The sequence below is a fragment of the Oceaniradius stylonematis genome (assembly GCF_003149475.2).
In the GTDB taxonomy this organism is placed as follows: Bacteria; Pseudomonadota; Alphaproteobacteria; order Rhizobiales; family Rhizobiaceae; genus Roseitalea; species Roseitalea stylonematis.
The window spans coordinates 414843-441431 of the sequence record NZ_QFWV02000007.1 but is presented as its reverse complement, the minus strand read 5'-3'; the positions used below and the strand labels follow the sequence as shown (position 1 = coordinate 441431).

Annotated in this window: 26 protein-coding genes; 5 read left to right on the top strand and 21 right to left on the bottom strand. The window is 61.2% G+C overall.

What is annotated here, in order from left to right:
- A partial coding sequence (locus tag DEM25_RS18020; RefSeq protein ID WP_500797125.1) for a hypothetical protein occupies positions 1-232 on the bottom strand: 232 nt, incomplete at its 3' end.
- 29 nt (positions 233-261) lie between these two features.
- On the opposite strand from DEM25_RS18020, the gene DEM25_RS13175 reads away from it, so the two are divergent.
- The gene (locus tag DEM25_RS13175; RefSeq protein ID WP_158585264.1) at positions 262-1599 is read left to right on the top strand and encodes a DUF2793 domain-containing protein; all 1338 of its coding nucleotides are present in this window, start codon (positions 262-264) and stop codon (positions 1597-1599) included.
- Between the two features lie 72 nt (positions 1600-1671).
- On the opposite strand, the gene DEM25_RS13170 is transcribed toward DEM25_RS13175, so the two are convergent.
- The 5 genes from DEM25_RS13170 to rfbA all read right to left on the bottom strand — a co-directional run bounded on the left by DEM25_RS13170 (position 1672) and on the right by rfbA (position 7222).
- Complete coding sequence (locus DEM25_RS13170; protein WP_109769087.1) at positions 1672-2373, bottom strand: WbqC family protein; 702 nt, start codon at positions 2371-2373, stop codon at positions 1672-1674.
- Positions 2370-3518 carry a hypothetical protein gene (locus DEM25_RS13165; protein WP_147393323.1) on the bottom strand — a complete coding sequence of 383 codons (1149 nt, stop codon included), beginning with the start codon at positions 3516-3518 and terminating at the stop codon, positions 2370-2372. The genes DEM25_RS13170 and DEM25_RS13165 overlap by 4 nt, the downstream gene beginning before the upstream one ends.
- Positions 3519-4135: 617 nt before the next feature.
- On the bottom strand, positions 4136-5146 hold the full coding sequence (gene rfbB, locus DEM25_RS13155) for a dTDP-glucose 4,6-dehydratase (RefSeq protein WP_109769085.1): 1011 nt from the start codon (positions 5144-5146) through the stop codon (positions 4136-4138).
- Between the two features lie 17 nt (positions 5147-5163).
- Positions 5164-6312 carry a dTDP-4-amino-4,6-dideoxygalactose transaminase gene (gene rffA / locus DEM25_RS13150; protein ID WP_109769083.1) on the bottom strand — a complete coding sequence of 383 codons (1149 nt, stop codon included), beginning with the start codon at positions 6310-6312 and terminating at the stop codon, positions 5164-5166.
- Entirely contained in the window at positions 6305-7222 is a 918-nt protein-coding gene (gene rfbA / locus DEM25_RS13145; RefSeq protein ID WP_109769082.1) for a glucose-1-phosphate thymidylyltransferase RfbA, read from the bottom strand. The genes rffA and rfbA overlap by 8 nt, the downstream gene beginning before the upstream one ends.
- Before the next feature lie 204 nt (positions 7223-7426).
- Between rfbA and DEM25_RS13140 the strand changes: the two genes are divergently transcribed.
- Both DEM25_RS13140 and DEM25_RS13135 read left to right on the top strand, forming a co-directional pair.
- Positions 7427-8056, top strand: coding sequence for a class I SAM-dependent methyltransferase (locus DEM25_RS13140; protein WP_109769080.1), 630 nt, complete (start codon positions 7427-7429; stop codon positions 8054-8056).
- Between the two features lie 71 nt (positions 8057-8127).
- Complete coding sequence (locus DEM25_RS13135) at positions 8128-9033, top strand: class I SAM-dependent methyltransferase (RefSeq protein WP_109769078.1); 906 nt, start codon at positions 8128-8130, stop codon at positions 9031-9033.
- A gap of 28 nt (positions 9034-9061) precedes the next feature.
- Here the strand turns inward: DEM25_RS13135 and DEM25_RS13130 are convergent, their stop codons facing one another.
- From DEM25_RS13130 to DEM25_RS13115, 4 genes are all read right to left on the bottom strand, one after another.
- Positions 9062-9424 carry an EamA family transporter gene (locus DEM25_RS13130; RefSeq protein ID WP_109769077.1) on the bottom strand — a complete coding sequence of 121 codons (363 nt, stop codon included), beginning with the start codon at positions 9422-9424 and terminating at the stop codon, positions 9062-9064.
- A 38-nt stretch (positions 9425-9462) separates the two neighbouring features.
- Positions 9463-10167 carry a phytanoyl-CoA dioxygenase family protein gene (locus DEM25_RS13125; protein WP_120222744.1) on the bottom strand — a complete coding sequence of 235 codons (705 nt, stop codon included), beginning with the start codon at positions 10165-10167 and terminating at the stop codon, positions 9463-9465.
- On the bottom strand, positions 10164-11000 hold the full coding sequence (locus DEM25_RS13120) for a class I SAM-dependent methyltransferase (RefSeq protein ID WP_109769074.1): 837 nt from the start codon (positions 10998-11000) through the stop codon (positions 10164-10166). The genes DEM25_RS13125 and DEM25_RS13120 overlap by 4 nt, the downstream gene beginning before the upstream one ends.
- Entirely contained in the window at positions 10984-12009 is a 1026-nt protein-coding gene (locus tag DEM25_RS13115; RefSeq protein WP_109769072.1) for a glycosyltransferase family 2 protein, read from the bottom strand. Before DEM25_RS13115 ends, DEM25_RS13120 begins: the two co-directional genes overlap by 17 nt.
- Before the next feature lie 15 nt (positions 12010-12024).
- On the opposite strand from DEM25_RS13115, the gene DEM25_RS18445 reads away from it, so the two are divergent.
- Entirely contained in the window at positions 12025-12540 is a 516-nt protein-coding gene (locus DEM25_RS18445; protein WP_109769070.1) for a GNAT family N-acetyltransferase, read from the top strand.
- 160 nt (positions 12541-12700) lie between these two features.
- Here DEM25_RS18445 and DEM25_RS13105 read toward each other — a convergent pair whose 3' ends face one another.
- The 11 genes from DEM25_RS13105 to DEM25_RS13055 form a co-directional block, all read right to left on the bottom strand.
- On the bottom strand, positions 12701-14017 hold the full coding sequence (locus DEM25_RS13105) for a lipopolysaccharide biosynthesis protein (protein ID WP_158585262.1): 1317 nt from the start codon (positions 14015-14017) through the stop codon (positions 12701-12703).
- A 378-nt stretch (positions 14018-14395) separates the two neighbouring features.
- Positions 14396-15790 (bottom strand): O-antigen ligase family protein, encoded by a 1395-nt coding sequence (locus tag DEM25_RS13100; protein ID WP_109769067.1) that lies wholly within the window; start codon positions 15788-15790, stop codon positions 14396-14398.
- Between the two features lie 48 nt (positions 15791-15838).
- A complete protein-coding gene (locus tag DEM25_RS13095) occupies positions 15839-16702 on the bottom strand; it encodes a class I SAM-dependent methyltransferase (protein ID WP_120222742.1) in 864 nt (287 codons plus the stop codon).
- A 260-nt stretch (positions 16703-16962) separates the two neighbouring features.
- Positions 16963-17664, bottom strand: coding sequence for a sugar transferase (locus tag DEM25_RS13090; RefSeq protein ID WP_109769097.1), 702 nt, complete (start codon positions 17662-17664; stop codon positions 16963-16965).
- Between the two features lie 13 nt (positions 17665-17677).
- Positions 17678-18595, bottom strand: a complete 918-nt coding sequence (locus tag DEM25_RS13085) for a transketolase family protein (protein ID WP_109769064.1) — start codon at positions 18593-18595, stop codon at positions 17678-17680.
- Positions 18588-19439 (bottom strand): transketolase, encoded by an 852-nt coding sequence (locus tag DEM25_RS13080; RefSeq protein WP_109769063.1) that lies wholly within the window; start codon positions 19437-19439, stop codon positions 18588-18590. The genes DEM25_RS13085 and DEM25_RS13080 overlap by 8 nt, the downstream gene beginning before the upstream one ends.
- Positions 19439-20200 carry a class I SAM-dependent methyltransferase gene (locus tag DEM25_RS13075; RefSeq protein WP_109769061.1) on the bottom strand — a complete coding sequence of 254 codons (762 nt, stop codon included), beginning with the start codon at positions 20198-20200 and terminating at the stop codon, positions 19439-19441. The genes DEM25_RS13080 and DEM25_RS13075 overlap by 1 nt, the downstream gene beginning before the upstream one ends.
- Positions 20201-20202: 2 nt before the next feature.
- Positions 20203-21354 (bottom strand): DegT/DnrJ/EryC1/StrS family aminotransferase, encoded by a 1152-nt coding sequence (locus DEM25_RS13070; RefSeq protein WP_109769095.1) that lies wholly within the window; start codon positions 21352-21354, stop codon positions 20203-20205.
- A gap of 172 nt (positions 21355-21526) precedes the next feature.
- A complete protein-coding gene (locus DEM25_RS13065; RefSeq protein ID WP_109769059.1) occupies positions 21527-22309 on the bottom strand; it encodes a class I SAM-dependent methyltransferase in 783 nt (260 codons plus the stop codon).
- 8 nt (positions 22310-22317) lie between these two features.
- Positions 22318-23616 (bottom strand): glycosyltransferase, encoded by a 1299-nt coding sequence (locus DEM25_RS13060; protein ID WP_109769058.1) that lies wholly within the window; start codon positions 23614-23616, stop codon positions 22318-22320.
- 3 nt (positions 23617-23619) lie between these two features.
- Positions 23620-24975, bottom strand: a complete 1356-nt coding sequence (locus DEM25_RS13055) for a nucleotide sugar dehydrogenase (RefSeq protein ID WP_424992283.1) — start codon at positions 24973-24975, stop codon at positions 23620-23622.
- A 295-nt stretch (positions 24976-25270) separates the two neighbouring features.
- Here DEM25_RS13055 and DEM25_RS13050 point away from each other — a divergent pair, with 295 nt between their 5' ends.
- Entirely contained in the window at positions 25271-26512 is a 1242-nt protein-coding gene (locus DEM25_RS13050; protein ID WP_109769055.1) for an O-antigen ligase family protein, read from the top strand.
- The last annotated feature ends 77 nt before the right edge of the window (positions 26513-26589 follow it).

Here is a 26589-nt window from a genome sequence, read left to right as displayed (position 1 = left end):
GGTCAACGTGACCAATCGTGCCAATGTTCACATGCGGCTTGTTGCGCTCAAACTTTTCCTTGGCCATTTTCGGTGTCCTGTCCGTCCAATTTTGCGGGCCTCGCCCCTGTACGAGCGCGGCACATAAGGCTTTGTCAGCATATGCGCAAGGGCCGGCGAGGCGAGGCGGCGATCGGGTCGCCAGGCGCGGCAACCCGGACTTATCCAACCGGCGATCGGGCGCGGTTACCATGGCGGGACCTCCAGCCAGAGAGCCAAGCCATGCAAACCAGCCCCAACCTCGCCCTGCCCTACATCATGCCGCTTCAGGCGCAGTCCCACGTGACGCACAATGAAGCGATCCGCAGGCTCGACTGCCTGACGCGTCTGGCGGTCATCGACCGGACGCGGACCGAGCCGCCGCCCGCGCCCGCCGATGGCGACCGCCACATCGTCGCGGCGCCGGCGACCGGCGCATGGGAAGGCCGGGACGGCGCCGTTGCCGCCTTCCAGGACGGCACATGGGCGTTCTACGCCCCCGCCGAGGGATGGACCGCCTGGTGCACGGGCGAAACCGGCTGGCTCCACTTTGACGGCAGCGACTGGCAGCAGCATGCCGGTTCGGGCGGGCTGCCGGGCAATCCGGACCAATTGGGCATCAACGCCACGGCCGACAGCGTCAACCGGCTCGCGGTCGGCTCCGATGCGAGCCTTTTTTCCCACGACAGTGCGGGCGACCACCGGATGGTCATCAACAAGGCGCAAACCGCGGACACGGCAAGTCTCGTCTTCCAGTCCGGCTGGTCGGGACGGGCCGAGATGGGCCTGACCGGCAGCGACGATTTCGCCTTCAAGGTCAGCGCCGACGGCACCAATTTCGTCGATGCGCTGACGATCGACCGCCAGACGGGCGCCGTTTCCTTTCCCGCCACGAACCTGCCATCCGACATGGTCGTGAACCTCTATCAGGACAGCGGGCGGATGGCCGGCAACGGCCAGACGGGCGTGACGGTCGGCGGGTTCGTCTTTCCGAGCTATCTGACGCTCTACAACGGCGCGACGGTGACCGGCCACGGCAAGTTCATTCACAACAATACGGACCATGGCGGATCCGCCGGATCGCTGACCGCATCGGTCGCCGAGCTGATCGCGCAGATCCGGGAGCCCGGCAGCTACCGGCGCTATGGCAACGAGTTCTGGGTGGCCGAGATCGCGGCGGGCGCGGGAACGGCGGGGCCCTTCAGCCATGACGGCGTGACGGGATATGAAGCGTTCTTCAACGCGCAGATGATCCGGATGCCGGCGATGACCTTCCACGGCTATCTGCGGGCGCTCGATGCCCCAATCCTGTTCCGGAAGGCCGCGGGCCAGACGATCCATGTCGGCGGGGCGCCGCAACCGGGCGCGGTGCGGCTCGATCCGGCCGACGGGTGGCAGGCGGTGATGATCCAGGACCTGCAGCCGCCGCGCACCAGCTTCGGCTACATTCCGGCGACGCTGGACGTCTATGTGCCGAGTGCCGGCAACCGGTTCCAGCTGGCCTGCCCCGCCCTTGCCCCCGGCATCGCGCGGATCGACCCCGATACGGGCCTGATTGCTTCGGTATCCAGTTGGAGCTAGCGCTCCGGGCCCTTACCGCGCCAGACCATGGATGGCTCTGGTCGCATCGCAGGCGGGAGCCGCGCAAGCTGGCTAGACTTCTGTCCGGCGCAGGCTGGGTAGGTGGTCACGCGCTTGGGGCCCGCAATTGAACAACAGGTCGACAATGGACACCGCCTGCTCAAAGCCGCCGTGGATTTGCGGATAGGGCTCAAGCCGATCATAGGAAAACCACTCTACGCTCACGCCGGCGGATTCGAACAATCCGACGTCAAGATAGCCCTTGGCCGCCGGTCCGCTGACATACGTGTCGGCGCCCGCCGCCCGGCACAGCGCGAGGACACGTTCCGATCTGTCACCTGACTTTTCATAGTCCCACGACCAGCCAAGCGGCGTCTTGATCCCGAGAAAGCTGCATATCGCGGTCAAGAAACTGCAGTTGATCCGCGACAGATTGGTCTCTTCGGTTTCGTAGAGCGGTCTCAACCATCTGGCCGTCTCCTCGAACGCCGGGGCCTTCCGGTAGCTCTGCTCCAGCTTGTTCCAATGGTCCCCGCCCCAGCCGGCATCGGAAACCTCCACATCGCAGATGCGGCGTTGCAGTCGGTGCTTCTTCTGGACCGGCAGCGTCAGCCACTTCGGTCCGTTGCTGGTCCTGATCCTGTTCCGGTTTCTCCAATCGCCCGTGGTGTACTGCACATCGTCGTAGAGGATGAACGCATCCACCGAGCCGATCATGTCGAAATAGCCACGCCATGGAATGTAGGCGGACTGGACGATCGCGATCCTTGTCATCGGCCGGTCTGGTCGGTGACAGGCTTGGGCTTCCACAAGACCTGTGTCTCGGTCCATCGTTCGATGCCTTGAACCGGTACGGCCTTGAATTCCATGACGGCTTCCCCGACGCGCTCATAGTCCTCGGGAAAGCGCATGCCGAACTGCTTAACGATTTCCGGCGAGATCGGCCGCTCCCCAACGGGGGTCACGACAAGCCAGGCTTGGCGCACCAACTCCGGATCAACGAACGAGAGTGCTTTTTGCGCGAACTCTGCAGACCCCGGAAAACCGCCGAGCAACCATGAGCCGGAAACAAAACGCCCATCCAACAGGACAGTCGTCAACGGCGAGTTACCGGTCAGGTTGATCAGCGGTGTGCCAGGCTGCCAGCCAGCGGCGTCCGCCTGCCGCTTCAGATCGGAAATCGTCGTTGCGAGCACCGGATCAACCCTGTGTGGTTTGCCGAACAGCTCAACCGTTTCGGTCTGTTCATCCATCGGTCTTGTCACCACGAACGGATCCTGGAGTGCCGTGTACAACATGTATGTGGCAACAAGGCACATGACGCTGGCAGAGGTTGCCAGAAAGGCTCCGGCTGCGGAACGGTCGACGAAATAGGCCCCTTGCACGAGCAAGGCCGCAGGTATCACGAGGATGCCTGCCATGTTCGTCACAAGAGGAACCGCCGAACCGATGGCAAAAGCGATCATGACCGAGACGCCGAAACCGGAGGCAATGAGGTACCGGGCAAACCGTTTGGAGTCGTTGGGTTCGGCAGAAAGAAACCGGGACGCTGCCGCGGCCAGCCAGCCCCCGGCCGCCATCAGGATGACCGGCACAGTGAAACGTCGATACCCAATTTCGCCGCCGTTGAAATAGCCTTGCGCTGCGAATACCGCCGCCGCTGCAACAAGCAGGATCGCGGCGGGATAACTGATGATCCATGGCGGCAATCGAACGCCGAGACGCCCCGCAATCGCAAAGACTGCAACAAGCACCAAGACGGGGCCTAGAAAGCCGACAACTGTCCGGTTCGGTGTCAGGTACTCGGCCAGCGACACAGCGTGGCCACCGCCGAGGGTGGCCACAAGATCCAGGCCATTGGCCGCCTTGGTGATCGTGGCCGCGAGCCCACCCTCAACCAAAATGAAGCCGGTCAGCACCAGAACCGATACGGCGGCCGGCAGGATCGTTGCCAGGAAANTTCGAGATGAAGGCGACGGCCCCGCCAAGGCCAACAAGCAGCAACCACGCGATACGACTGGCCCGGTTGTCGCTTGCTGCGGCCAGGTAGGTGCTCCCGGTCGCCGCCAGCAGTGAAACCAGGGTGAGCCAATTGTATGACGGTGTCACAATCCAGGCGAAGTAGTAGGTCAGCGAGAAGGTCAAAACTGCGCCAAACCGCAAAACCATGCCTGACTCAAACCGCGCTTTGCCGCCCAGATAGGCTTCGAGCCCAACGGCAAAAACGGCCGCGCAGGACAGCAGTACGCCGACGCCGAACAAGCGGAACCAGAACAGCGATCCGCCGGCAAAATCGAGCAAAATGCCCGTGAAGTAACCGAACCCCGTCACCGAGAATGCAGCGGCCTCAGGATACCGGGCCAGAAGGAGATAGAACGCCTCGTCGGTCAATCCGACGCCCTTGCCGAAATTGAGGACGAACATGGCGAGGATGACGCCGAAGGAGATGAATGTCACCGAAAGGCCAGCGGCCTCTGCGACCCGCCGCGCGCTCACGTTGAACCGGCCAACGCGATAGATCGTCGGCTGTGCTCCTTCAGCCATTGCCCGACCACCACCATTCATTGCTCAGATACCATTCGACTGTCTGCGCCAAGCCGCTCTCGAAATCGTACGACGGCGACCAACCTAACTCATCGGCGACCTTCTGCGCGTCGATCGCATAGCGCAGATCGTGACCCGGCCGATCGTTCACGAAGGCGATCTGATCGGCGTAGCTGCGGCCATCCGACCGGGGCCGCCGTTCGTCCAGCAACCGGCAAATCAGCCGCACGACATCGATGTTCTTCCATTCGTTGCAGCCCCCGACATTGTAGCGTTCTGCGACCTGGCCGGCGGTTAGCACGCGCTCCAGCGCCGCAACGTGGTCGTCGACGTGCAGCCAGTCGCGCACATTCGAACCCGTCCCATAGACGGGCAGATGTTGACCGGCAAGCGCCTTGACGATCATGTGCGGTATGAGCTTTTCGGGGTTCTGGAACGGGCCGTAATTGTTGGAGCAATTCGAGATGACCACCGGCAAGCCGTATGTCCGGTACCAGCTTGTTACCATGAAGTCGCTCGCCGCCTTGGAGGCGGAGTAAGGCGATGAAGGGTTGTAGGGCGTCGACTCAGTGAACTTGCCGCCATCGAGCGGCAGATCGCCATAGACCTCGTCCGTCGAGACATGGTGGAAACGGAAATCGGAAGGGCGGCCGACGCCGGTCCAATAGTCGAGTGCAACTTCCAGCAGGTTCACCGTGCCAGCGACGTTCGTTTCGATGAAGACCGACGGCGCGTCGATCGACCGATCGACGTGGCTTTCCGCAGCAAGATGCATGACGGCGTTCGGCCGGAACTCCGCAAAGAGCGCCGACATGGCTTGTTTGTCGCAAATGTCGTGATGCTCGAACCGGTAGTTCGGCCTGTTGGCGATCGAGCGCAGGCTGTCCAGATTCGCCGCATAGGTGAGCTTGTCGACGTTGAGCACCTGATGCCCGGCGGCGACGAAATGCCGGCAGACGGCGGAGCCGATGAAGCCGGCACCGCCTGTCACGATAAGCCGCATTGGTGAATGTGCCGAACTCATGCGCCGATTTCTTTGAGCGTTTCTAGCGTGGCCTCAACGACCCGGCCCGACTCCGCCTCACCCATCCCGGCAAAAAGTGGCAGGCGGACCAGACGGGCTGCCGCGTCTTCCGTTGTCGGGCAACCCAACGGCGCCCGCCCGAACCGCTTTCCGGCTGGCGCCGTGTGCAACGGCACATAGTGAAAACTGCATTGAATTCCGTGCTCTTTCATCCGGTTCAGGAACGGCGCACGCTGGTCCGCGTTTGCCAGCAGGACGTGGAAGATATGGCCGTTTGGCACAGCGTCCGCGTCGATCCGAGCTGGAAGAATCAAGCCGTGCGTGTCCGCCGCCTCTCCCAGGGCGTCGCGATAGGCCCTCCACAATCTCAGCCGATCCTTGGTGATCGAATCCGTTGCCTCTAACTGCTGCGCGAGAAACGCTGCCACCAACTCCGAAGGAAGGTAGGAGGAGCCAACATCGACCCAGGTGTATTTGTCGACCAACCCGTCCATGAAGGCGGCCCTGTTGGTTCCTTTTTCGCGCAGTATGGCGGCGCGCTCGACATAGCACGGATCACTGATGATCAGAGCGCCGCCTTCGCCGGAGACGACGTTCTTGGTTTCATGAAAGCTGATTGCGGCCAAATGCGAGTGGGTTCCGGCCGGGGCGCCTTTGTACGTCGACCCCAGCGACTGGGCCGCGTCTTCGATAACGATCAGCCCATGTGCGTCGGCAATCGCGTTGATGCGGTCCATATCCGGCGGCCGGCCCGCATAGTGCACCGGCATGATCGCCTTGGTGGCCGGCGTAATCAGCGCTTCTATGTCGTCGACGTCAATGTTCATGGTGTCGGATACACAGTCGGCGAAGACCGGCGTTGCCCCTCGCAGGACCACCGCGTTGGCCGTGGACGAGAACGTATAGGACGGCATGATCACCTCGTCGCCCGGCTCGATCCCGATGAGAAGCGCGGCCATCTCGAGCGCGGCGGTGCAGGAGTGGGTGAGGCTAACCCGGGCGCACCCGAGGCGCCTTTCCAGCCACGATTCGCACGTTTGGGTAAAGCGACCCGCTCCACCGAGCCTGCGCCCGTCAATAGCCTCGGCGATCGAGGCCAGTTCACCGCCGGTGAGATGCGGCCTGGTGAAGGGGATCTCAGCCATTTCCCTGCTCGTGGGCCACCAGGTCTGCCAGAGCGGCGCCATAGGACGATTGTTTCTGCCGGTCAGCGAGTTCAGCCAGTCCGTCCAGTGATATCAAGCCGTGGCGATAGGCGAGTTCTTCCGGTGACGAAACCAAAAGGCCCTGCCGATTCTGCAGGGTCTTCACGAATTCGCCGGCTTGGTGAAGGCTCTCATGGGTCCCGGCATCAAGCCAGGCAAAGCCGCGGTGCAGCCTTTCCACCGACAGGCTGTTCTCATCGAGATAGCGCTGCAGGACGGACACGATCTCGATCTCACCACGCGCCGACGGCTCGACCTCATCGGCAATATCGCACGCGCGACCGTCCATGAAATAGAGGCCGGTGATGGCCCAACGGGAACGCGGCGCGACGGGCTTTTCTTCGATCGTGACCGGCCGCTGCGCGGCGTCGATCTCTACAACGCCGAACCGGGAGGGATCGCTAACCATGCTGGCAAACACGGTTGCGCCGGGCTGCCCGGCCGCTTCGTCGAGCAGCGCCTGCAGGCCATGCCCGAAGAAGATGTTGTCGCCTAGGATCAACACACTTGGGGCGCCGTTGAGGAAACTGCGGCCAATGCGATAGGCATCGGCCAATCCGCGCGGATGATCCTGTACGGCATAGCTGAACGCCATGCCCCATTGCGATCCGTCCCCGAGCAGTCGCTGGAAGGCAGCACGGTCCTCCGGCGTGGTGATGAAGAGGATCTCGCGCACACCCGCCATGATCTGCGTGGCGATCGGATAATAAATGAGCGGCTTGTCATAGATGGGCATCAATTGCTTGGAAACGCCGAACGTCAACGGGAACAGCCGGCTGCCGTAGCCGCCGGCAAGCACGATGCCTTTGCGAGCCGGTCGCGATACCGCGTCGCGGCGCTCTCCTGTCATTGCAACTGATCCCGCTCCTGAAACTTCGTTCTGGGCCAAGCCGAAGCCGGCGACGAAGCGTCCTTAGCCGATCTGACGCAAATTACCAATGTGCAACAAGGGGTTCATTGCGCCCGCCGGACCGTACCGAAACAATTACGTGTGGACCGGGGTGACGCGAATGGATAATAGGCGGCGCAACGCTCGATCGGAGGTCGGTACAGCATGGCCGAGTGGACAAGAGGCCTGCATCGCATCGTGACCATTCCAGCGGTCTACGATGCCATTCAGCGTGCGCTCGGCGGGCCGCAGGCCCGGATTGGCGTTGCCCGGCGGCTGTTCGCGGATGCGGAAGGGAAATCGGTTCTTGAGGTCGGCTGCGGGCCGGGAACCTGGGCGCCCTACCTCGCCTCTGCGCGCGCCTATCTGGGCGTGGATTGGAATCCGGCTCACATCGAGCTGGCGAAACGGAATTTCGGACGAGAGACGACCCGCTTCATATGTGGCGACCTGAACGACCCCGCCACAATTCCGAACGACTCACTCTTCGACATCGTCGTGGGGATCGGGATACTCCATCACCTAGACGATGAAATCGCTGATCGCGTTATGCAACGGATCGCAACCTTGCTCACCCCGACAGGTCATTTCATCGGCCTGGAGCCCGTCTACCACCCGCGACAGAATCCGATCGCCAAGCTGCTCAAATTTTGCGACAGCGGGCGCAACATTCGAACGGAGGCTGGGTACCGCGGCCTGATGGACCCGGCATTTGGCCAGATACAGACCGAAATCGTCACCGACCTGATGCGGGTGCCCTATTCGCACTGCATCCTGCGCGGATCGAGGGGCTAGGCGCCATGGCCGCCATAGCTGTGGTCGAGCCGGTTCGCAACGCGCGTCGGGCGCGCGGAAGGATTGCCTGAGTGACCGAAGCGCCGCGTAAAAACAAAGACTGGATCGGTACCGAATGCGAATTCGATGCCTTTCTTGAGCAGTATGAGAGCCCGCAGTTTGCGGCGGCGGTCCATGCGGTATCCGGCGGTGACGCAGAGGAGGTCTCGGCCTCGCTCGATCGATACCTGACCGAGATGCGTCACGGATTTGCGTTCGTCGCTGAGCATTTGCCGAGGCGTCGACAACGCATTCTCGAAGTCGGCGCAGGGCTTGGCCTCATCTCGATCTATCTTCAGTCGAAGGGCCACGACGTCACGGCACTCGAACCAGGCGCTCCGTCCTTCGACATCTTTGAGGCGACCAAGTCGGTCATCTGGGACAAAAAGCGTGCCGTCTTGCCGCGTCTGCTGGAGCGCGGAGCAGAAACGCTGGACACCGAAGTGGACGGGACCTTCGATTTCATCTTTTCGATTAACGTAATCGAGCACATCGCCGCGCTTGAGGACGCTATTGCCGCGATGATCGGTGTCCTCGCGCCAGAAGGCCTTTGCGTGAACACCTGCCCCAACTACACCTTTCCCTACGAGCCGCACTACTCGATCCCGCTGATACCGTTTGCGCCTCGGCTAAGCCGGCGCGTCTTCGCCAACAAGATCGAAGCTGAGCCCGACGTTTGGGAGACGCTCAATTTTGTCACGAGTGCCAAAGTCAGGCGCATGGCGCGCGACAACGGAGCCGTCGTCACGTTCCAGCCGGGTACGCTCTATGATGCCGTATCGAGGCTGGGCACCGATGAAGCGTTTGCCCGGCGACACCGCAGCGGGATCGTCATGGCCATCTATAGAGCGCTTTCGGCCACCGGCCTTCTGGGTTTGCTGAAGTTCGCCCCGGCGCGCCTGGTCACGCCCATGGTGTTCACATTCCGCCACCGGTGATCGCTGCCGGATTGCCGTTGGCGCTTCTTCAGGCGGCAATCAGCCAAACGCCGACAATGATCAGGGCACATCCGGCATACTGGTAGCCACTGAATTGCTCGCCCAGGAACGCATAGCTTCCAGCCATGACCATGGGATAGCTCAGTGATGCAAAGGTGAAGGCGACGCCGAGCGACATGCGGGATACTGCAAAATACCACAGATAGGCAGCTGTCAGCAAAGCGATGCCGGCAAGCCAGAGCCACGGATCGCGCAGCGCACCGGAAAAAAATGCAGGGAGCGCAGCGCCTGAAGAAGGCAATTCACCATGCACGGCGGACAGCCGGAGCTTGATGACGATTTGCACGCCGGAAATCAAAAACACGGCGATGATCAGGATGAGGTAATTCATCATCGGCCGCAGGGCAGCTGTTGCATTGCGCTGATCACCTAGCCTTGCCCACCCAGGTACAGTCTCTGCTCCGGCGGCACATAGTACTCATCCAGATCGACCGGCACGCGCACCCGGTAGCCCAGACGCTTGAGAGCCCGCTCGTCCAGTGTCTCCAGCAAGCCCTCTCCGAGCAGCCGCGGATAATCGAAACGCTGGCGCATGTAGGATCGACAGACATTCATCGTAAAGGCGTGGCGATAGCGATCGGTTTTGTTCTGGCCACCCATGTGCCATGTCCGCGCATTGAACAGGATGGCGTCTCCGGCACGCGGCAGCGGCCGCGCGGCGTTGTCGAAGAACTCGGCATCGTCCGGCGGATCGGTCCGTTCGAATGATCGCGGCAGAAAATAGGTCGCGCCGTTCTCCCGGGTGAAATCATCGAACGCGATGAGAAACCCGATATTGGTCGGGTAGCCCGGGATCACCCTGGGACAATCCACATGTATCCGCCCCGAGTAGTTCGTGCCGTGGGGCGGCATGCTCGAACTCGTGCAGGCGTACAAGATGCAATGTTCGTCGAGGGCGGCTTCGAGGAAGCCGTTGATGCGGTCATTGGAGAAGATCTCGAGAAACACCGGATCATGCACCATCGGATTGTGAACCATGCCGGCATCGATGTAATGCGGGTTGTCCCCCCAGGCCCGGTCCTGAGCCGCNGCCTTCGCGAAAATACTCTTCCATCTTCGGCGGCAGGTCTTCAATCGTCACTTCGGGCTTCCTTCTTCAGAACGAACCAAACGTATTTGAACAGATCGAGCGAATACGGCAGACTTTCTTGAAGATAGCGGTCGATGATGGCGGCGTCCTCGACCGATTGCTGGTGCAGGACCTTGGCGTTGCCCAAGAACCAGTCAAACCGGATATCGCAGCCTGCAAACCCGTTGGCCAACGCCACTTCCTTGAAGGCAAACGGATCGACACCCCGGGCCTCCTTTGCCGGTTCCGCCTTCCGGAACGTGGTGGCGTCGACACCGTACTTCTCCTCGATCCGTTTGTCGTTTTCGGTCACCATGTCGAACTCGCGCCGCGCGAACGCCGACAACTCGAACTGAGGATGCAAAGTGGCATCACCAATCCGGGTCCAGTAGAACCTGTTGGGCACCAGATCGATGTAGAGAGCGCCGCCCGGGCGCAGCACTCTGGCGGCCTCTGCAACCATCTTCGAAGTGTCTTCGAGATGGTCGAGAAACGAATAGGCGGAGGCTGCATCGAACGAACCGTCGTCGAATGGCAACTGTTCAACCTGACCCTGATGAATCGTAATGTCGTGGCCGTCGGCGTCGACCTGCGACAGCATGGCCGGAGTGATATCGATTCCGTGAATCTCGTTGAAGTATGGACGTGCGAGATCGATGATGAAGCCCGTTCCGCAGCCGAGATCGAGGAGTCTGTCGCCGCCGGTCATCGCCTGTAGCTCGGCCAAACGCTTCGAGACTTTGGCCTTGTTCTCCGGCCTGAAATGCGGCTCGTCAGTATTGTAGGTTTCGGCGAGTGCACTGTGCACGGCAATGTTCGCGTCAATCACGTCGGACATGAAGGTCCCCTTTGGATTGGATATCGACCGGCGCGCAGGCCGTGCTCTGCTTGCGTTCGGCGATCAGATAAAGAGGTCTGTCGAGACTCTCGTCGAGTAGGCGATGCAGGTAAAGGCCAACTATTCCAATGCCGAAAAAAAGCATCGAGAAAAGCAAAAGTATGACAACCATAAGCAACGAAATGCCGGGTGGAAGTTGGTTACCCATGATCAGATACTGAATGATGATCGAGGCCGAGTATGCGGTTGTCGCAAGGAACGAGATACCGCTGGCTACCATGAAGAAGACGGCCGGCAGGTTCGTGTATCCTACGAGATAATCCATCGCCAAGCGCACCCGCTTGGCCAGATTGTAGTTTGAGTTTATCCCCTTTCGGTCGGGCATTTCCACCTCAATGGTCGTTGATGGAAAACCCATTCCGACCATCAGCGGACCGTAGACCGGTCTGCGCTCGCGGTATCTTAGGATTGCGTCGAGCACTTTTCGGCTGAACCCGCGCATTGTTGCGATGTTGGGTGTATGGTCGGCCTTGGCGATCGATGCCACGGCGCGGTGGAAAAGCCGGGACGTCCGCCGGGCGTTGCGTTTGTTCTTGTCCGGATAGGCGGTGTAACAGATGTCGACCGGTCCCCGAAGCTCGCGGTGGATGACTGGAATCATCGCCGGATCGTCTTCAAGGTCGGCGTCCATCATGATGACGTATCGGCCAGTCGCTTCGGCAAATCCCGCCTTCAATGCGGCTTGCTGGCCGAAATTGCGCGACAGGCGCAGCGCGCGGACATGGGGACTCTCCGAGCCTGCAACGATCGGCCAGCTGTCGTCCCTGCTGCCGTCATCGACCAGAATGATCTCGGAGGCACCATCGACGTCATTGCATGCCGCCGACACGCGTGCAATCAGCTCCTCGAGTGTTCCAGCATTGTTGTAGACTGGAATAACGATGCTCAGTTCGATATCAGGACAGGTGTCACCTTGGGCTGTAGCGTGACGCCTGAATGAGTCTGACATAGCCGAGGCACACGGATGGGGACGCTAAGACCATTGGAAGTGGGCGACCTCGTAACACTGAATTCATGGCGTGGCAATCGGGCGCTCCGAAACGACACGCACGGTTTCCGTTTTCCCGTCAGCATGGAAATGGATCGCGCCTGGTATGACGCCAACGTCGTCAAAGCACCGCCGACCAAGGCGTTGTTTGCAATCCAGAATGACGCTGGCGGCCTGGCGGGCATTGCCCAACTCGATCGGATCGATCCGATCCACCGCCATGCCGCGCTCGGCATCTACATTGGCAATCCGCAAGAGCGCGGCAAGGGATTGGGCAAATCCGCGATGAACGAGATCTTGAAATTCGGATTTGACGATCTGAACCTGCGCAAGATCTATGTTCACGTCAACAAGTCGAACGCTGACGCGTGCCGCCTCTACGAGAAGCTCGGCTTTGTCAAAGAAGGCGACATGAGGAGCCATTACTTCATCGACGGCCGCTGGGACGACGTTCTCATCATGGCCATGTTCAAACAGGATCACGCGATGTGAGCTTTCAGGCTCGATCGCGTTCGCTTTTGTGGCTGCCTGGGCTTTGGTGTCGATGGCAGCAATTGTGAAAAAAGCGATCCCCCAAAAGTTGCCGCAGTTGCCATCGCTCCTGGCGCGATGGACCCAGCCTGCCAGCACATTTTACCGTGTGCCGGCCTTGCTATGGGTGAACCGAGCGACGCCGCGCATCCACCAACCACAGGACGAACGCAAAGACAGCGGCATATGAAAGCGTCAGCAATGTCACCAAGAGCGCCATGGCTCCAAGCCAGTCGAGGCCGGCAAGGCGGGCAGCCGGGAGCGAGGCAACCAGGACAACAAGGTGCAGGCCCGAGGCCGCCAGCTTCAGGCGCATCCGGTCGAGGACGAGGATCAGCCGGTTGGTGACAAGAGACAGGAACTGCACGTAGTAGAGCGGCGCAAAGATGAGCGCGACAAGGCCGGCCTGGCGCCAGGCGGTTCCGAAGACCGCCCCGGCGATCTGCTCTCCATAGAACCAGAGCACGGCCATCAGAACGGCAAGCAATGGCAGGGTGGCCAGCACCAGGCCGGACGTCAGCGTCAGGACGCGGCGCGGATTGACCCTGATCATGTCCCCGGCGTGGCGGTGAACGAGCTGCCCCAGCGATTGGTTCACGATGGTCAACGGCGCAGAGCCAAGGCGCTGTATGAGCGCCACGAAGCCGCCAACATCCGGACCGTAGGCGATCGCGAAAAACGGCGCCGGCAACCAGACAAGTGCCACCTCGATGGACACGGCAGGGGTCACGTAGAACGGATAGCGCCGGTTCCGGGACAGGTGGGCCACGATCCGGCGGGGCGCTGACGTGATGCGGCGCAGCGCCGCCCTCGCCGTCCCCGCCTCGGCGGTCAGCCAGCCCGCCACGCGCCCCAGCCACTCGCCCGCGATCAGGCCGCCAAGGCCACCGAACCAGAAGCCGAAGCCGACCTGCAGCAGGCTGCGCCCCGCCAAACCCGCGAAGGTGGCGCGGGCGGCGCGATTGTTGCGGTCCGTGCGTATTGCCCAGTTCGTCGCCGTCAGTTGCAGAACCGTTGTCAAACAGACGGCCAACGCCGCGCAGACCGCCCAAATGGGAAGCTGACCGAACGGAGCCGATCCGCCAATGAAGATGGCAGCGGGCAAGGCGATGGCGGTGGCGAACAATGCCGCCGCAAGTCCGCCGGTGGCAAAGCGGAGGCTCTCGCTGCGGCGGTCGGCACCAAGAATCCCCAGCTCCAGACTGAGCGTCGCGAAGATCGAGAAGATGGCGACGATTGCGCTGAACACGCCGAAAAGACCAAAGAGCTCAGGGGAATAAAGCCGAGTGAGGATCGGTGATAGTGCGAGCGTCAGCGCATATCCCCCCGCCGACCCACCTCCCAATGCCAAAAGCCCGCGAACGGCACTGGGAGGCCTCTTCGTGCTCAAACGCTCATCCCCATGGCATTGTGAATATCCGTCGCGATCAACCGGCAAGACCGCTAACAGACTGTCCGCCCCATGCCAACGGGCGATCGAGGGTGCTGCCAAGCTGGCCGGGCGATGCGCAGCGCCAGGCGTTCACCGCATGTCGCGACTTCAATGGAGGCGGACCATAGCCAGATAGTGCCTTGTCATTACAACAACCGATTTGGGTACAACGTTCAGGGGCGTTGTTTGGGAATGCCGCCAGGCAGTACGCAGCGCAAATCACTTGTCATCAGCGACCACAGATCGCGCCGAGCCGCGCGCGGCTGGGCCCGTGCAAAGACCAGCATACCCATAAAGAAACCGATAGGCCATGCGAAGAGAAGATCAACTGCATCGAACGCGGTAGCGAAACGGCAGATCGTTAGAGCGAAGCCATGAAAGTGTTCACTTCACTTCCGTACGGTCATTCAGGAATGCGACCGCAGCCGCCAGCACGAATATGTACCTGATATCAAACAAGTTGCCCCCCGTCATTGCACTCATTAGCAGCGACAAAGCCAAAGCCAATAGCACAGCCACCGCGTGAGCCGAGAAGGCGGCTCGCACATAGGTGCCCGCGGCGACGGCAAACGCCAAAGCCAGCGCCAGCAACCCTGCGAGGCCATACATCGCAGCGTACTCAAACAGAACGTTGTGCGCGTATGTATATGTTTCGACACGGGGATTGCCGTCGCCGGCATAGAACAGTGTAAGCCGATACCCTTCCCGTCCAACTCCAACCACGGGGTTGGACCGGAAAAGCTCGAGAGAGTAGAGCCACATCCGCAAACGCTGTGTCGAGTCTGTGAGCACAACCTCGTCTGAAACGCAAAACTCATACTTTACGGCGTCTTTGCAAAGAGCTTCAGCGATGTCCTGCATCTGTTGCTCTGCCAACGGTATAGCGTTGTCGATCGCGTCTTCCCGATGAACTCCAACGACCGCAGTTGATTGCGCGAAATGTGACATGCGGTTGGCCAATTGCTCGGTTCCACCCATCAACTTCACCGCGACGGCACCGGCAAGCACGAGAACGACCGCCAAGAATGAATGCAGGAACTTGCGCTGGTACACGATCAATCCGAACGAGAGAATCAGAAGCAGTCCTGCCGCCAAGATGCCCATCTTGAGCGAATTGGAGAATGTGGCGAAGGAACAGACAAAAAGCAGGACAAAGGCGATCGTCAGATACCGCCCTCTCAGGATCAAGAACATCACAGCGGCCACCGCGACCAGAGATATTCGCGCGGTCGATATGTTGGTGACGAGCACAGCTCCATAGGCGACGCGGGCAAGGTAGTCGCCAGCCAAGACCCCCGCACCGACCAGCGCGGTCAGAAGCATGAAGTCTTCGAGATCCCGCATCTGCCGGATAGCCAGGAAGGCAAGATAGGAGAGCGCCACGATGAACACTGAGTCAGCTACCGCATCATCGGCCCACCAATCGCCATGAACCGCGCTTAACGCGAACGTGACGGCAGAAAGACCCAACACAGCCCAAACGACGGCTGGAGCGCGGGCCGGAGCCACTTCAAGACCTTGTCCGTGCCTGACCATCAGCAGCATCGCCGCAACCGCCAGAAAGAGGTGTTTGAGGTCGATATCTGCCGGAGACGCTGGAAAAAACCGTTGCAGACCAGCCTGTCCAACCAACATGGCAAGCGTGATAAACAGCAATGTGGCTAGCCGAAGCACCTCGCCGCGCCTCGAAACGATTCCAGAAAAGCTCGTCTCAGCCAATTCCTTCTCCAGCGCTCGATCGAAGCCGAAACGATCAGTCAGGCCGTGTATGCCGCACAACTGCGACGTCCGAGCCGGTTGCCAGCAACGCTTCGGCGGAAACGCACACTAATTTGCCTCCGGCTTCTTCAGTTCGAAGGTGAAGATCCAGGCCATCAGTTGCACGCCGGGAACCCGCACCAGAATGTCGTCGGCCTTGTGCAGCAGCGGCGCCAGAGGCCCGGCCTTGGCAGCGGCGATACCCAGAATGTGCCAGTAGCGAACCTCGCCGAGATCGAAGAAGCGCTTGGCAAAGCGCACGTCGGCGAGCGACAGGATGTGCGCCTTTTCCCACTCCGTCCGCATGTCCGGCGTCATCATGCGGTAAAGCTTGATGGCCGGATTGTAGTCGAGGGCCTCGACCGCCAGAATGCGGCCGCCCGGCTTGAGGATACGGCGCATCTCCGGGAAGGCGAACGACAGGTCGAGGTGATGCAGCATGCCCGAGCAGATGATCGTGTCGACGCTTTCGTCGGGCAGCTTGGTGTTCTCGCAATCGGCCTGAAAGAACTCGGTCGTTTCGGCCACGCCGGCCTCGGCCGCATCCTGCGTTGCGTTGGCTACCGAGACCGGGCTGATATCGAGACCCAGAGCCAATTCGGCCCCTGCCTTGGCCGCGGCTATGGCGTTGGCGCCATTGCCGCAGGCATAGTCGAGAAAGACCTTTCCCTTGGCATGTTTGGCGATCCAGTCGGCCGTGTATTGGCGCGATGACGCCGTGGCGACATAATACTTCCGGTTTCCGTAGAACTTTTCGTACGTATCGCTGCCTTCCTGGATGTCGTTCTGACGATCCCGGTCGCGATCGTGGAACTCGAGCTCCTTGCGCTTGCGGTCCTCCAGCGAGTCGATCCATTCGCTGTTGGTGATCGTCCGGATCTCGTCGATCTTGGAACGCAGCGTAACCACGCTTTCTTGGTAGCTCGCACTCATTGCAATCCCTGGGGTCGGTTTGCGGGGATGGACAGCTTGGCCGAAGGCTTCTTCCGGACGGTCTGTATCGCCGATCAGAACCCATGTCAAAAGGGATCAACGAGCATCCGTGGCCGCACCTGGACTTCCCACAGGACAGGTGTCAGAGCCTTCTCCGGTACCCGTCGCCCACCCCGCGGAAATGCCGCAACGTAAGGTCCGCCGAGCCGATGAAACTGCCCGGACTTCGTATAGGACCTCGGCGGCTTGATCGGCTCAGTTCAGGAGAGCGGCGCGGCGGGAACCAGCGGTCGGTCGCGGCGCGACACCGCGATCACCTCCTGGTCGACACCGAGGCGGCGCAACTCGCGCTCGACGCCCTTCAGCGCGGCGGGTTTGTCGATGATGGCGACGATTGTCAGCCAGATCAGTTTGATGTCCAGAAGGACATTGACATGTTCCGCATAGATCAGGCCGAGCCGGCCCTTCCAAGGGCGGATCAGCTTGTCATAGGCCGCGTCGGGGTCGTCAGCATCCTTGATGATCTCGCCCTCATCGGAAAAGACGATGGATGCGAAGTCGGTGATGCCGGGACGCACCGCCAAGAGGCCCCGCTCGCGCTCGGTGTAGCCTTCGACCGCCTTGACGGTGTTCGGCCGCGGGCCGACCAGGCTCATGTCACCCTTGAGCACGTTCCAGAGCTGCGTGAACTCGTCTATCTTCCAGCGACGGATGAAATGGCCAAGCGGCGTGATGCGGGTGTCGGCGGCGCCCGTCGATTCCACGCCGGTCTTGTCCGCGTGGACGACCATCGACCGGAGCTTGTTCATCTTGAACGTCCCGCCGTTCCTCGCCGCGCGCACCCCCTGATAGATAGGCGAGTGCCCGTCCTGTCGCCAAACCAGGAACATCAGGACAAGCAACACGGGGCTCAGAAGCACCAGCCCGGCCAGCGAAGCCACTACATCGAACAGACGCTTCACCGAAGCGGGCCCCTCAAAGTGCACTGCGCACGGTTGCCGCGATTGCCGCTGCGTCCATGCCGTAGACTGTGCGCAGATAGGCCTGATCGCCGACCACGGTCGGGTATTCGTCGGTCAGGCCGATGCGCCGGAAGAAGCCGGGATGCACGCCGCCTTCGAGAAGCGTTTCGGCAACGGTGCCGCCAAGCCCGCCAAGGACCGTGTGCTCCTCGACCGTGACGATACCGCCGGTATCCCGCGCGGCGGAAAGGACCGCATCGGCGTCGAACGGCTTGAGGCTGGAGACAGACAGGACACGCGCCTGCACACCCTTCTGCGCAAGTTCGTCGGCCGCGGCGATGCATTCCTTCAAGATCGCGCCGATCGATATGAGGGTTACGTCGCTGCCGTCGCGCACGAGGCGCGCCTTGCCAAGCCGGGCAACCTCGCCGTCCCGTCGGCCCACGCCGCCCTGCCCCTTGTCGAGCCGCAAGTAGGTCGGGCCCGGTGCCGCGGCCAGTTCCGCCGTCAGATCCTCTGTCTCCCAGGTCTCGGACGGCGCGACGACACGCATGTTGGGAATGGCGCGCAGTATGGCCAGATCCTCGGTCGCAAAGTGCGACATGCCCAATTGGCCGTAGGAGAAGCCGCCGCCGACCGAGACGACGGTGACGGGAGCGTCATGATAGCAGACGTCATTGCGAAGCTGCTCGAGGCAGCGCAGCGTCGTGAAATTGGCGATCGAATAGGTGTAGGCTTTCCAGCCGCTCATAGCCATGCCCGCGGCGATCGCCGTCATGTTCTGCTCGGCCACGCCGGCATTGACGTATTGCGAAGGCAGGTCCTCGGCGAATTTCGTCAGAACGCCGAACCCCAGATCACCGGTGATCAGAACCACGCGGGGATCGTTTCGTGCAAGGTCGGTGAGCTTTGCGATGAAGGCATCACGCATCACGCACCTCCGGGTCGCACGCCGCCAGTTCGGCGCGTGCGGCCTCCAGTTCGTCTCCCTGTGCTGTACGGTAGTGCCACAGAACCGTGTTCTCCATGAAGGACACGCCCTTGCCCTTCGTGGTGTGCGCAATCACGACCGTCGGGCGGTTCTCATCGTCCGGAAGCGTCTTCAAAGCCCCTTCCAGGGCAGCAGTATCGTGCCCGTCCACCTCGTGAACGGTCCAGCCGAAAGCACGCCATTTGTCGGCAAACGGCTCCAGCGCCAATGTCTCCGCCACGGGGGCCAGGCTCTGGATCTTGTTGTAGTCAATGACGGCAATGAGGTTCGACAGACGATGGTGTCCGGCAAACATGGCGGCTTCCCAGACCGAGCCCTCATCGCACTCGCCGTCGCTCATGACCACGAAAGCGCGCCAGTCCTGATGCGCACGCTTTGCCGCAAGCGCCATGCCGGTTGCCACACCCAGACCGTGACCCAGAGACCCTGTCGACAGGTCAACGCCCGGCACGCCCTTGTGGCTGACATGGCCAGAGAAGATCGAGCCGTTCTGGTAGTGATCCTTCAGCTTCTCGGTCTCAAAGAAGCCCCGCTCCGCCAGCACCGCATAGATACCCGCCCCGCCATGCCCCTTTGAAAGGATGACCCGGTCGCGCTCCGGATCGTCCGGCGCGCCGGGATCGACATTCAGGATGCGGGCGTAGAGAACGGCGAGAATTTCGGCCATCGAGAGGACCGAACCGATATGGCTGCTCTTGCCGCGACTCGTCATCTCCAACGCGTGCTTCCGGATGCGATGGGCGAGGATCACCGGATCGGCTGACGGGTCGTTTCTGAGCGTCATCAATCGAGCACCGCGAAACCGATATAGGGATCGAAATCAAGCCGCTCGATGCGCAGGCGCCGCTTTGCCAGGGTCTCGAGCATGGCCAGCGTTTCGCCCGGCCACAGAGGATTGTCGAGCTCGTCGAACGCAAGCACCGCTCCGGCCGGCATGCGCGGCAAGAACGTCTCCAATGCGATCCTGGTCGGCTCGTAAATGTCAAAGTCCAAGAACAGAAGACTGACGACGAGATGGGGATTGTCCTCGACGAACTGCGGCATCGTCTGGGTCGCGTCGCCCTTGACCAGTTGCACCTTGTTGACGTGCCCGAGAAACCGGGTGGAGTCGTAGATCTCAACGAGTTCGTTGAGCTCCTCATAGGAATCGGCGGCGAGGTCGCCGGTTTTCACGTGCGAAGACGCTGCCGACATGTCGGCTTCCGACAGGCCCGGGAAGCCCTCGAAGGTGTCGAAACCATAAATCCGCCGCGTCAGATTGACCGGCTCGAGGATCGAGGAGAGCTTGGCCCATGTCATGACGCCGAAGCCGTGGTTCACACCGCATTCGATCACCGAACCCTTGACGTTGATGACACGCTTGAAAATCTCGTAGAGCGCCAGAAACCGCGTAATGTTCTGACGGCGCACATATTTCGGGAAGTTCTCCATCTTGGTTTCCCAAGTGGTGGGGTTCTTGTCGAAACACGCGCGGTTGCGTGGGGCTTCTTCACGTTCCGCGCTCGTGCGCAGGCCGCCTGAGACGCCAATCTGATCCGAAGTCATGATTATCCCCGATAGAACGCGATGACGGAGTCGCAGATATGATGCACATCGTCATCCTTGAGGAGATGGTGCATCGGCAAGAGCATGTATCGTGCCGACATCTGCTCTGCGTAAGGTGCGTTTGATCGAAGCCCGAGCTGCTCGAACTGGTGGATCATGTGACCGCCCCACTGCATGATCGTGCCGATGCCGCGCGCCGCGAGGTGTTCACGAAGCGCGTCGCGGTTCTCGGCCTCGATCTCGTAATTCTGGAAGATGTCGTAGCGCAGATTGTCGCTGTCGGGCGCCGGCGGCAAGAGCAAGGCATCGATAGCGCCGAGGCGATCCTGATAGATGCGGGCAATATCGCGCCGGCGTTCCAAGTCACGCTTGTAGTACTGGAACTTGACCAGCATGACCGCCGCCTGGACGTTGTCGAGGCGGCAGTTGTAGCCGAAGCGGGTCACTTTGCCGGAAACCGGGTCGCGGCCGTGATCACGGTACTGACGAAGGATCTCGGCCTTTTCGTCATCGTCGACGATGATCGCGCCACCATCGCCGAAGCAACCGAGAACCTTTGCCGGGAAGAACGAGAAGCTGCCCGCAACGCCGAACGTGCCAGCCACGCGGCCGCGATAGGTAGCGCCCAGCGCCTGGCATGAGTCCTCGACAATCTCCAGTCCATGCTTTTCGGCGAAGGCGGCTACCGCATCCATATCGCAGGTTCGGCCGTTAAGTTGGACCGGCATGATCGCCTTGGTGCGTGGCGTCACCAGCGATTCGGCGCTGGCCACGTCGATCATGTGATCGGGTCCGCAGTCACAAAGCACCGGCGTCGCGCCGCAATGGTTGACAGCGGCCGCCGTCGCGATGAACGTATGCGAGGGCAAAATGACCTCGTCGCCGGGGCCGACGCCTGCCAGCTTGAGCGCCAGCGTCAGCGCAATCGTGCCGTCGGCAACGCCGAGCACATGCTTGACGCCGATGAACCGGGCCAAGGCTTCCTCGAAATGGGTGAGGTCTTTTTGCATGATGTATGCGCCGCGGCCGAGCACGTCATGGATCGTCTCCATGAACTCGGTCTCATGCTCGGCGAAAAGACCCGGATAGTCGAAAAAGGGCACTCTCCGATTGGCGGCGGCCGTGATCGAAGTTCCGCTGGATTGCGAGGACATGGAAAACCTCAATAGAAGCGTTGCTGCGGCGTCGGCGAAACGTGACCTGGCGGACTGAAGCGGCACCGTCCGTGAATCGGCGCCACTGGCCAAGCCTCGTTTAGCTGCGGTGCGGTATCAAGCACCATCGCCCGAATTGCAAGAGCCCTCGCGCGGTCCAGCGCCACAGCCCTCAGATTTCGGAAAGCCGCGCCGCGCAATAGATAACCTTGTGGCGTCGGTCAGGTTCGTCAGAGTTGACAGCCGCCGGCGCCTGATAGTCGTGCGGCGTGTCGAGGATCGAGCCCGGCATCTCGGTCATCGAGCCAAAAAAGAGCTTCTTGAGCCAAACCTTGCCGGCCATGGAGCCGGGGATCAGGTTCAGGCGCGAGGCGACGAGCTTCACGGGTCGCAGCACGCGCTGCCGAAGCGAGACCTTGGTCGTGTCGAGATAACCCCAAAGCGATGGATCGAAGCCATGCTTTTGGCAAAGTTCGCCCAGTTCCACTGCGCCGAAATAGCGTGTCGAGTGGGGGCTCGGGGTGAAATCGTAGAGGTCCTTGTTGGCCGTCACGATCAACAGCCAACCGCCCGGGCGCAGCACACGGCCGACCTCCTGCATGAACGCATCGGCGTCCGGCAGATAGTAGATGGCTTCGAACAGCAGCAGCGCGTCGAGCGATCGGTCCGGATAGGGCATGGAGGCGGCATCGAACACTTCAAGTTCATAATTGTCGCCGTAGACCTGCCGGGCCCGGTCGAGCACCTCCGGCGAGAGATCGCCTCCCCTCACCGACTTCGCCACCGTTGCCAGATAGCCCAGCCCAGGCCCGGCTCCACAGGCGACCTCTGCAATGTCGCCACCCTCGACGAAGGGACGCGCCCAGTAGTAGCGGTGGCAGGTGCGCAACAGCTGTTCGGCCGACACTTTCTGGCCGGCCATCTCGGTGACGGAGACGAACTGCTCGGTTCCCATCGCTTCCCTCACACGGCCACTGCGCCATCTTGGCCGGGCGTGATGGCCGCCAATTCCTCGAGATAATCGCAGAACTGGGCGTAGATCACATCCGGATCGAACATGTCCATGTAGACATCCCGCGCGTCATCTTTCAGCGAACGCAGCCGCTCCTTGTCGGCGACGGCTGTCTCGATGGCGCGCGCAACGCTGTCCGGATTGCCTACCTCGTAAGGGATGCCAAGCCCGGTGCGCTCCAGAAGGTCGCCCGTCAGCCCATCAAGACCGGTCATGATCGGCAATCCCGCGGCCAGGTATTCTCCGACCTTGTTGACGAAATGGCGGCGGAAATCCGGTGTGCGGGCATACGGCAGGACGCCGAACGTCGAGCGGTTCATCAGCGTCCTCAGATCGGCCGCGCCGCGCCATCCGGCGAAATGGGCATGCTCCATGCGGGCCGTCCGCGAACGGATGTGGTCCTCAAGGTCACCCTTGCCACAGATGACCATCCGAAACTGCTTTCGCGTCGGTTCATCGACGCGCGACAGCCCCTCGATGAAGGCGGGAATATCGAGACGCCTGCTGAAGGTTCCCGGATAGCAGGCGACCACCATGTCGTCGTCGCGCGGCCCGATCAGTTCATCCCAACCACTGTCAGCCTGCTGCATCGCCTCCGATGACGGCAGTGCTCCGGGAACGGCAAGATGAAACGCGCGGTCCAGCGGACCGGCAGGCCGGCCGGCGGCATCGACGCCCCAGGCGACGAAAGCGCTCGTCACGCCCGTCACGGCCGTGGCGCGCGACAGTGAGCTGCGCTTCAGGCGGCGCCACCAGGCCATCGCGGGCCAGCCGGCCAACGCCTTCACGCCGGACAGGTGGTCCTCGAAAATATCCGGCCACAGGTCGCGGCAATCGAGCGCGAAAGGAATGCCGCGAGGGACGGCGAAATCGGCGACAGCCGCGCAAAGCTCCAGTGTCGGCAGGCCGCTGAGAATGACGTCCGGCCTGGGCAAGCCGGGGGCGATGCGCGCGAATTCGCGCGCATTTGCCATCTGGCTCAGCACGCGATCACCGGAGATATTGCGGTTGTAGGGCCGGCCGGCCAGATATTGGATCGTATAGCCGTCCCGCGACTTCTGGACGGTGCTCTTGTCGAAACGCTGCACCTTTTGCTGGTGATTGAAGGTCGCGTTCCAGAACGTGACGTCGTGCCCGCGCTCGGTGAGTTGGCGCGCCAGAAGCGCCGTGCGGAGCAGGCGCGGCGGCCCGGGATCATCGGGCATCTCCTCGCCGGTCTGCACCAGCCAGATCCTGAGCGAACCGGTCATCGGTCAGGCCAAAACCACGTTGGAACGGTCGATGATGTCCTTGGTCGCGTTGCGGGTGTCGATTACCAGATCCATGGACGCGACAATGCCAGCATAGTCCACATTGCTGTGGTCGGTGCAAATCAGGCCGGCGTCGTAGCTTTGCAGAACCGCCGGATCGAAGTTGACGCTTCTGCGGCCCGCCAACTCCATGTGCTCGCGCGTCATCGGGACCTCGGGAACGAAAGGATCGTGGAAATCGACTTTTGCTCCCCGTTCCTCCAGCAGCTTGATGAGCGTGAATGCGGGGCTCTCGCGGACATCCTCGACATTCTTCTTGTAGGCCAGGCCGAACAACAGGATTCTCGAGCCAGCCACCGCTTTCTGCTTTCGTGTGGACAAAGCCTCCACCAGGCTCTCGATCACGTGATAGGGTGCGCGCGTGTTGACCTCTCCAGCCAGTTCGATGAAGCGCGTCGAGACATCGAACTCGCGTGCCTTCCAAGTGAGGTAAAACGGATCGATCGGGATACAATGCCCGCCCAGTCCCGGCCCCGGATAGAATGGCATATAGCCAAACGGCTTCGTCTTGGCTGCCTCGATGACTTCCCAGATGTCGATGCCCATACGACCGTAGATGATCTTCAGCTCGTTCACGAGCGCAATGTTCACAGCGCGGAAAATGTTCTCCATGAGCTTGGTGGCCTCGGCCACCTCGCTCGAGCTGACCGGAACCACTTTGCGAACGATCGCTCCATAAAGCGCTGTTGCGACTTCCGTGGCTTCGGGACCGTCTCCCCCGACGATCTTCGCTATTGTCGATGTCTCGAATTGCTGGTTGCCCGGATCTTCTCGCTCCGGGGAGAAGGCGAGAAAAAAGTCCCGGCCCGACGACAGCCCGGTTTCCTCGAGAATAGGACGCACGACACCTGTCGTCGTTCCCGGATAGGTGGTTGACTCCAAAACCACGAGTTGACCGGGTCGCAAGGTGCCGGCGATCAGTCGGCTGGTTCCCTCGACATAAGAAAGATCGGGCTCACGATGCTTGTCTAGGGGTGTCGGAACGCAGATGATGACAGCATCGCATCCGCGCATGTCGTCCCATTGCGTGGTCGGTCGAAAACAGCCGGATTGACAGAACTCCATGACTTCTTCGCCGGTGACGCGACCGATCGACGATTGACCCGCTGCCAGCCTTTCAACATGCGATTCGTTGACATCGAAGCCGGTGACCCGAAAGCCGGATCGCAAAGCCGCAACAGCCAAAGGCAGGCCGACATAGCCCAGTCCGATAACCCCGACATGCACATTTCGCTCTCCGATCGCCGAGAGCCAATCCTCTACAGAGGTTCCAATGCCTTTAGGCTCGTTGTCTGACAAAGCGCTTATCCCCGGAATTCCAATCGACCGCTCCTTAGTTGAGGCAATGAGAACTCGCAAGCGATCGTAAGCCCTCGGTCTGGAAATGAAGCGATGTTCGAGAACGCACCGGCTTGCACAGACGGTATGTGCGCATTGCATCCGACCATACCGACCTCCGATGCGACCCCTCGCACGATCGCGCTGGCCGGAAAGATCTGGCACCAACGTCCCATGTTGCTTCCTGATTGGGAGCGTCTATAGAGGTCGCCCATGACCACGGCGGCCCGCCGGACCCTCCTCAGCAAAGATCGAAATGCCCTCCAACAGCACGCTCAACCGCTACTATATGATCGTCATGTATGCCGCGCTTGGCATGGGCGGCTCCGTCTTCTCGATCATGGCGGTCGGAGCCGCCGTCTTTTCAGCGGCCAAGATTTTCCTCGGACGCCTGACGATGACGCGGCAGCCCATGATACTGTCGGTGGCCGTTGCGGGACTGGCCTACTTCGGAAGTGGACTGCTGATTATTGCCGCCAATCCGGCCGACGCCGCCAACTACACTTTGGCCGTTGAACGGCTGATCTTTCTGGGTTTCTTGCCCCTTTATCTGCAGATATCTCTCATGGACCGTGAGAGCTTGCGTGACAGCCTGGAGATCGGCGCCGCGCTCGGTGCCGCGGGAGTTGCGACCTGGGCCATGGTCGAATGGGCCGTTTATCCGCTGGAGACGATCAGTTTTCGGGCCCATGGCGCCCCCGGCAATCCGGGCCCCTACGCAACGACAGCCGCCGTGCTCTTCGCCTGCTGCCTGCTCGCCTCGTTCAGAGCCGGGCGGACAAGACGCCCCCTGTTTGTTGCCGCCAGCCTGTGCGCGGCGTTCGGGCTGATCATGTCGGGCATGCGGACCGTCTATCCCGCTCTGATCGTTCTTCCGGTGCTGTTGTTCATCACCTGGCCGGAGGCGAGGCAGCGCCTGGCCAAACGGGGCGCCATGTGGGCCTTCGCAGCGTCGGCGGTCTTGCTGGTGTCTGTGGGCAGCGTCGTGCTCATGTCGCGCCTGGGACACCTTCTCACGATGGCCAACTTTTCAGGTTTTTCGCCAACAGCCGCGAACTCGATCGGCGAACGCATCGCGCTCTGGCATTGCGCAGGCCAGGCCTTGATGGAGGCTCCGCTTTTGGGCCTCGGACGCAGCGGCGCGTATCAATACATGGGCGAGTGTACGAACGCGCTGGTAGGTCAGCCAATTGTGTATTCGCACTTCCACAACGCAATCGCGACCGCCGCGGCCTTCGGCGGGCTCGTTGAGATCTCCGCCACCGTCGCACTCCTGCTTGTTCCGTTTTATTGGTGCTGGCGCTATTGGCGCGATTCCGACGCTCGCTATGCCATAGTACTGATACTATCGGTTTTGGCCATCTATGGGCTGAATGGGCTGGCGAACCTGATGCTCGGCCATGACATTCATGACATGTTGTTCGTCCATTTGATCGCTGTCGCGTGCGCTTTGCTCGCGGGCAGCAGGGCGGAAACATCTGCCAGTGGGCACTCGTAAGAGACAACTGCGATGGTCGCGCGAACCAACCTGCCGTAAGCCAATGGGCCAGAAGGGACCCAACCAATCGCTTTTGG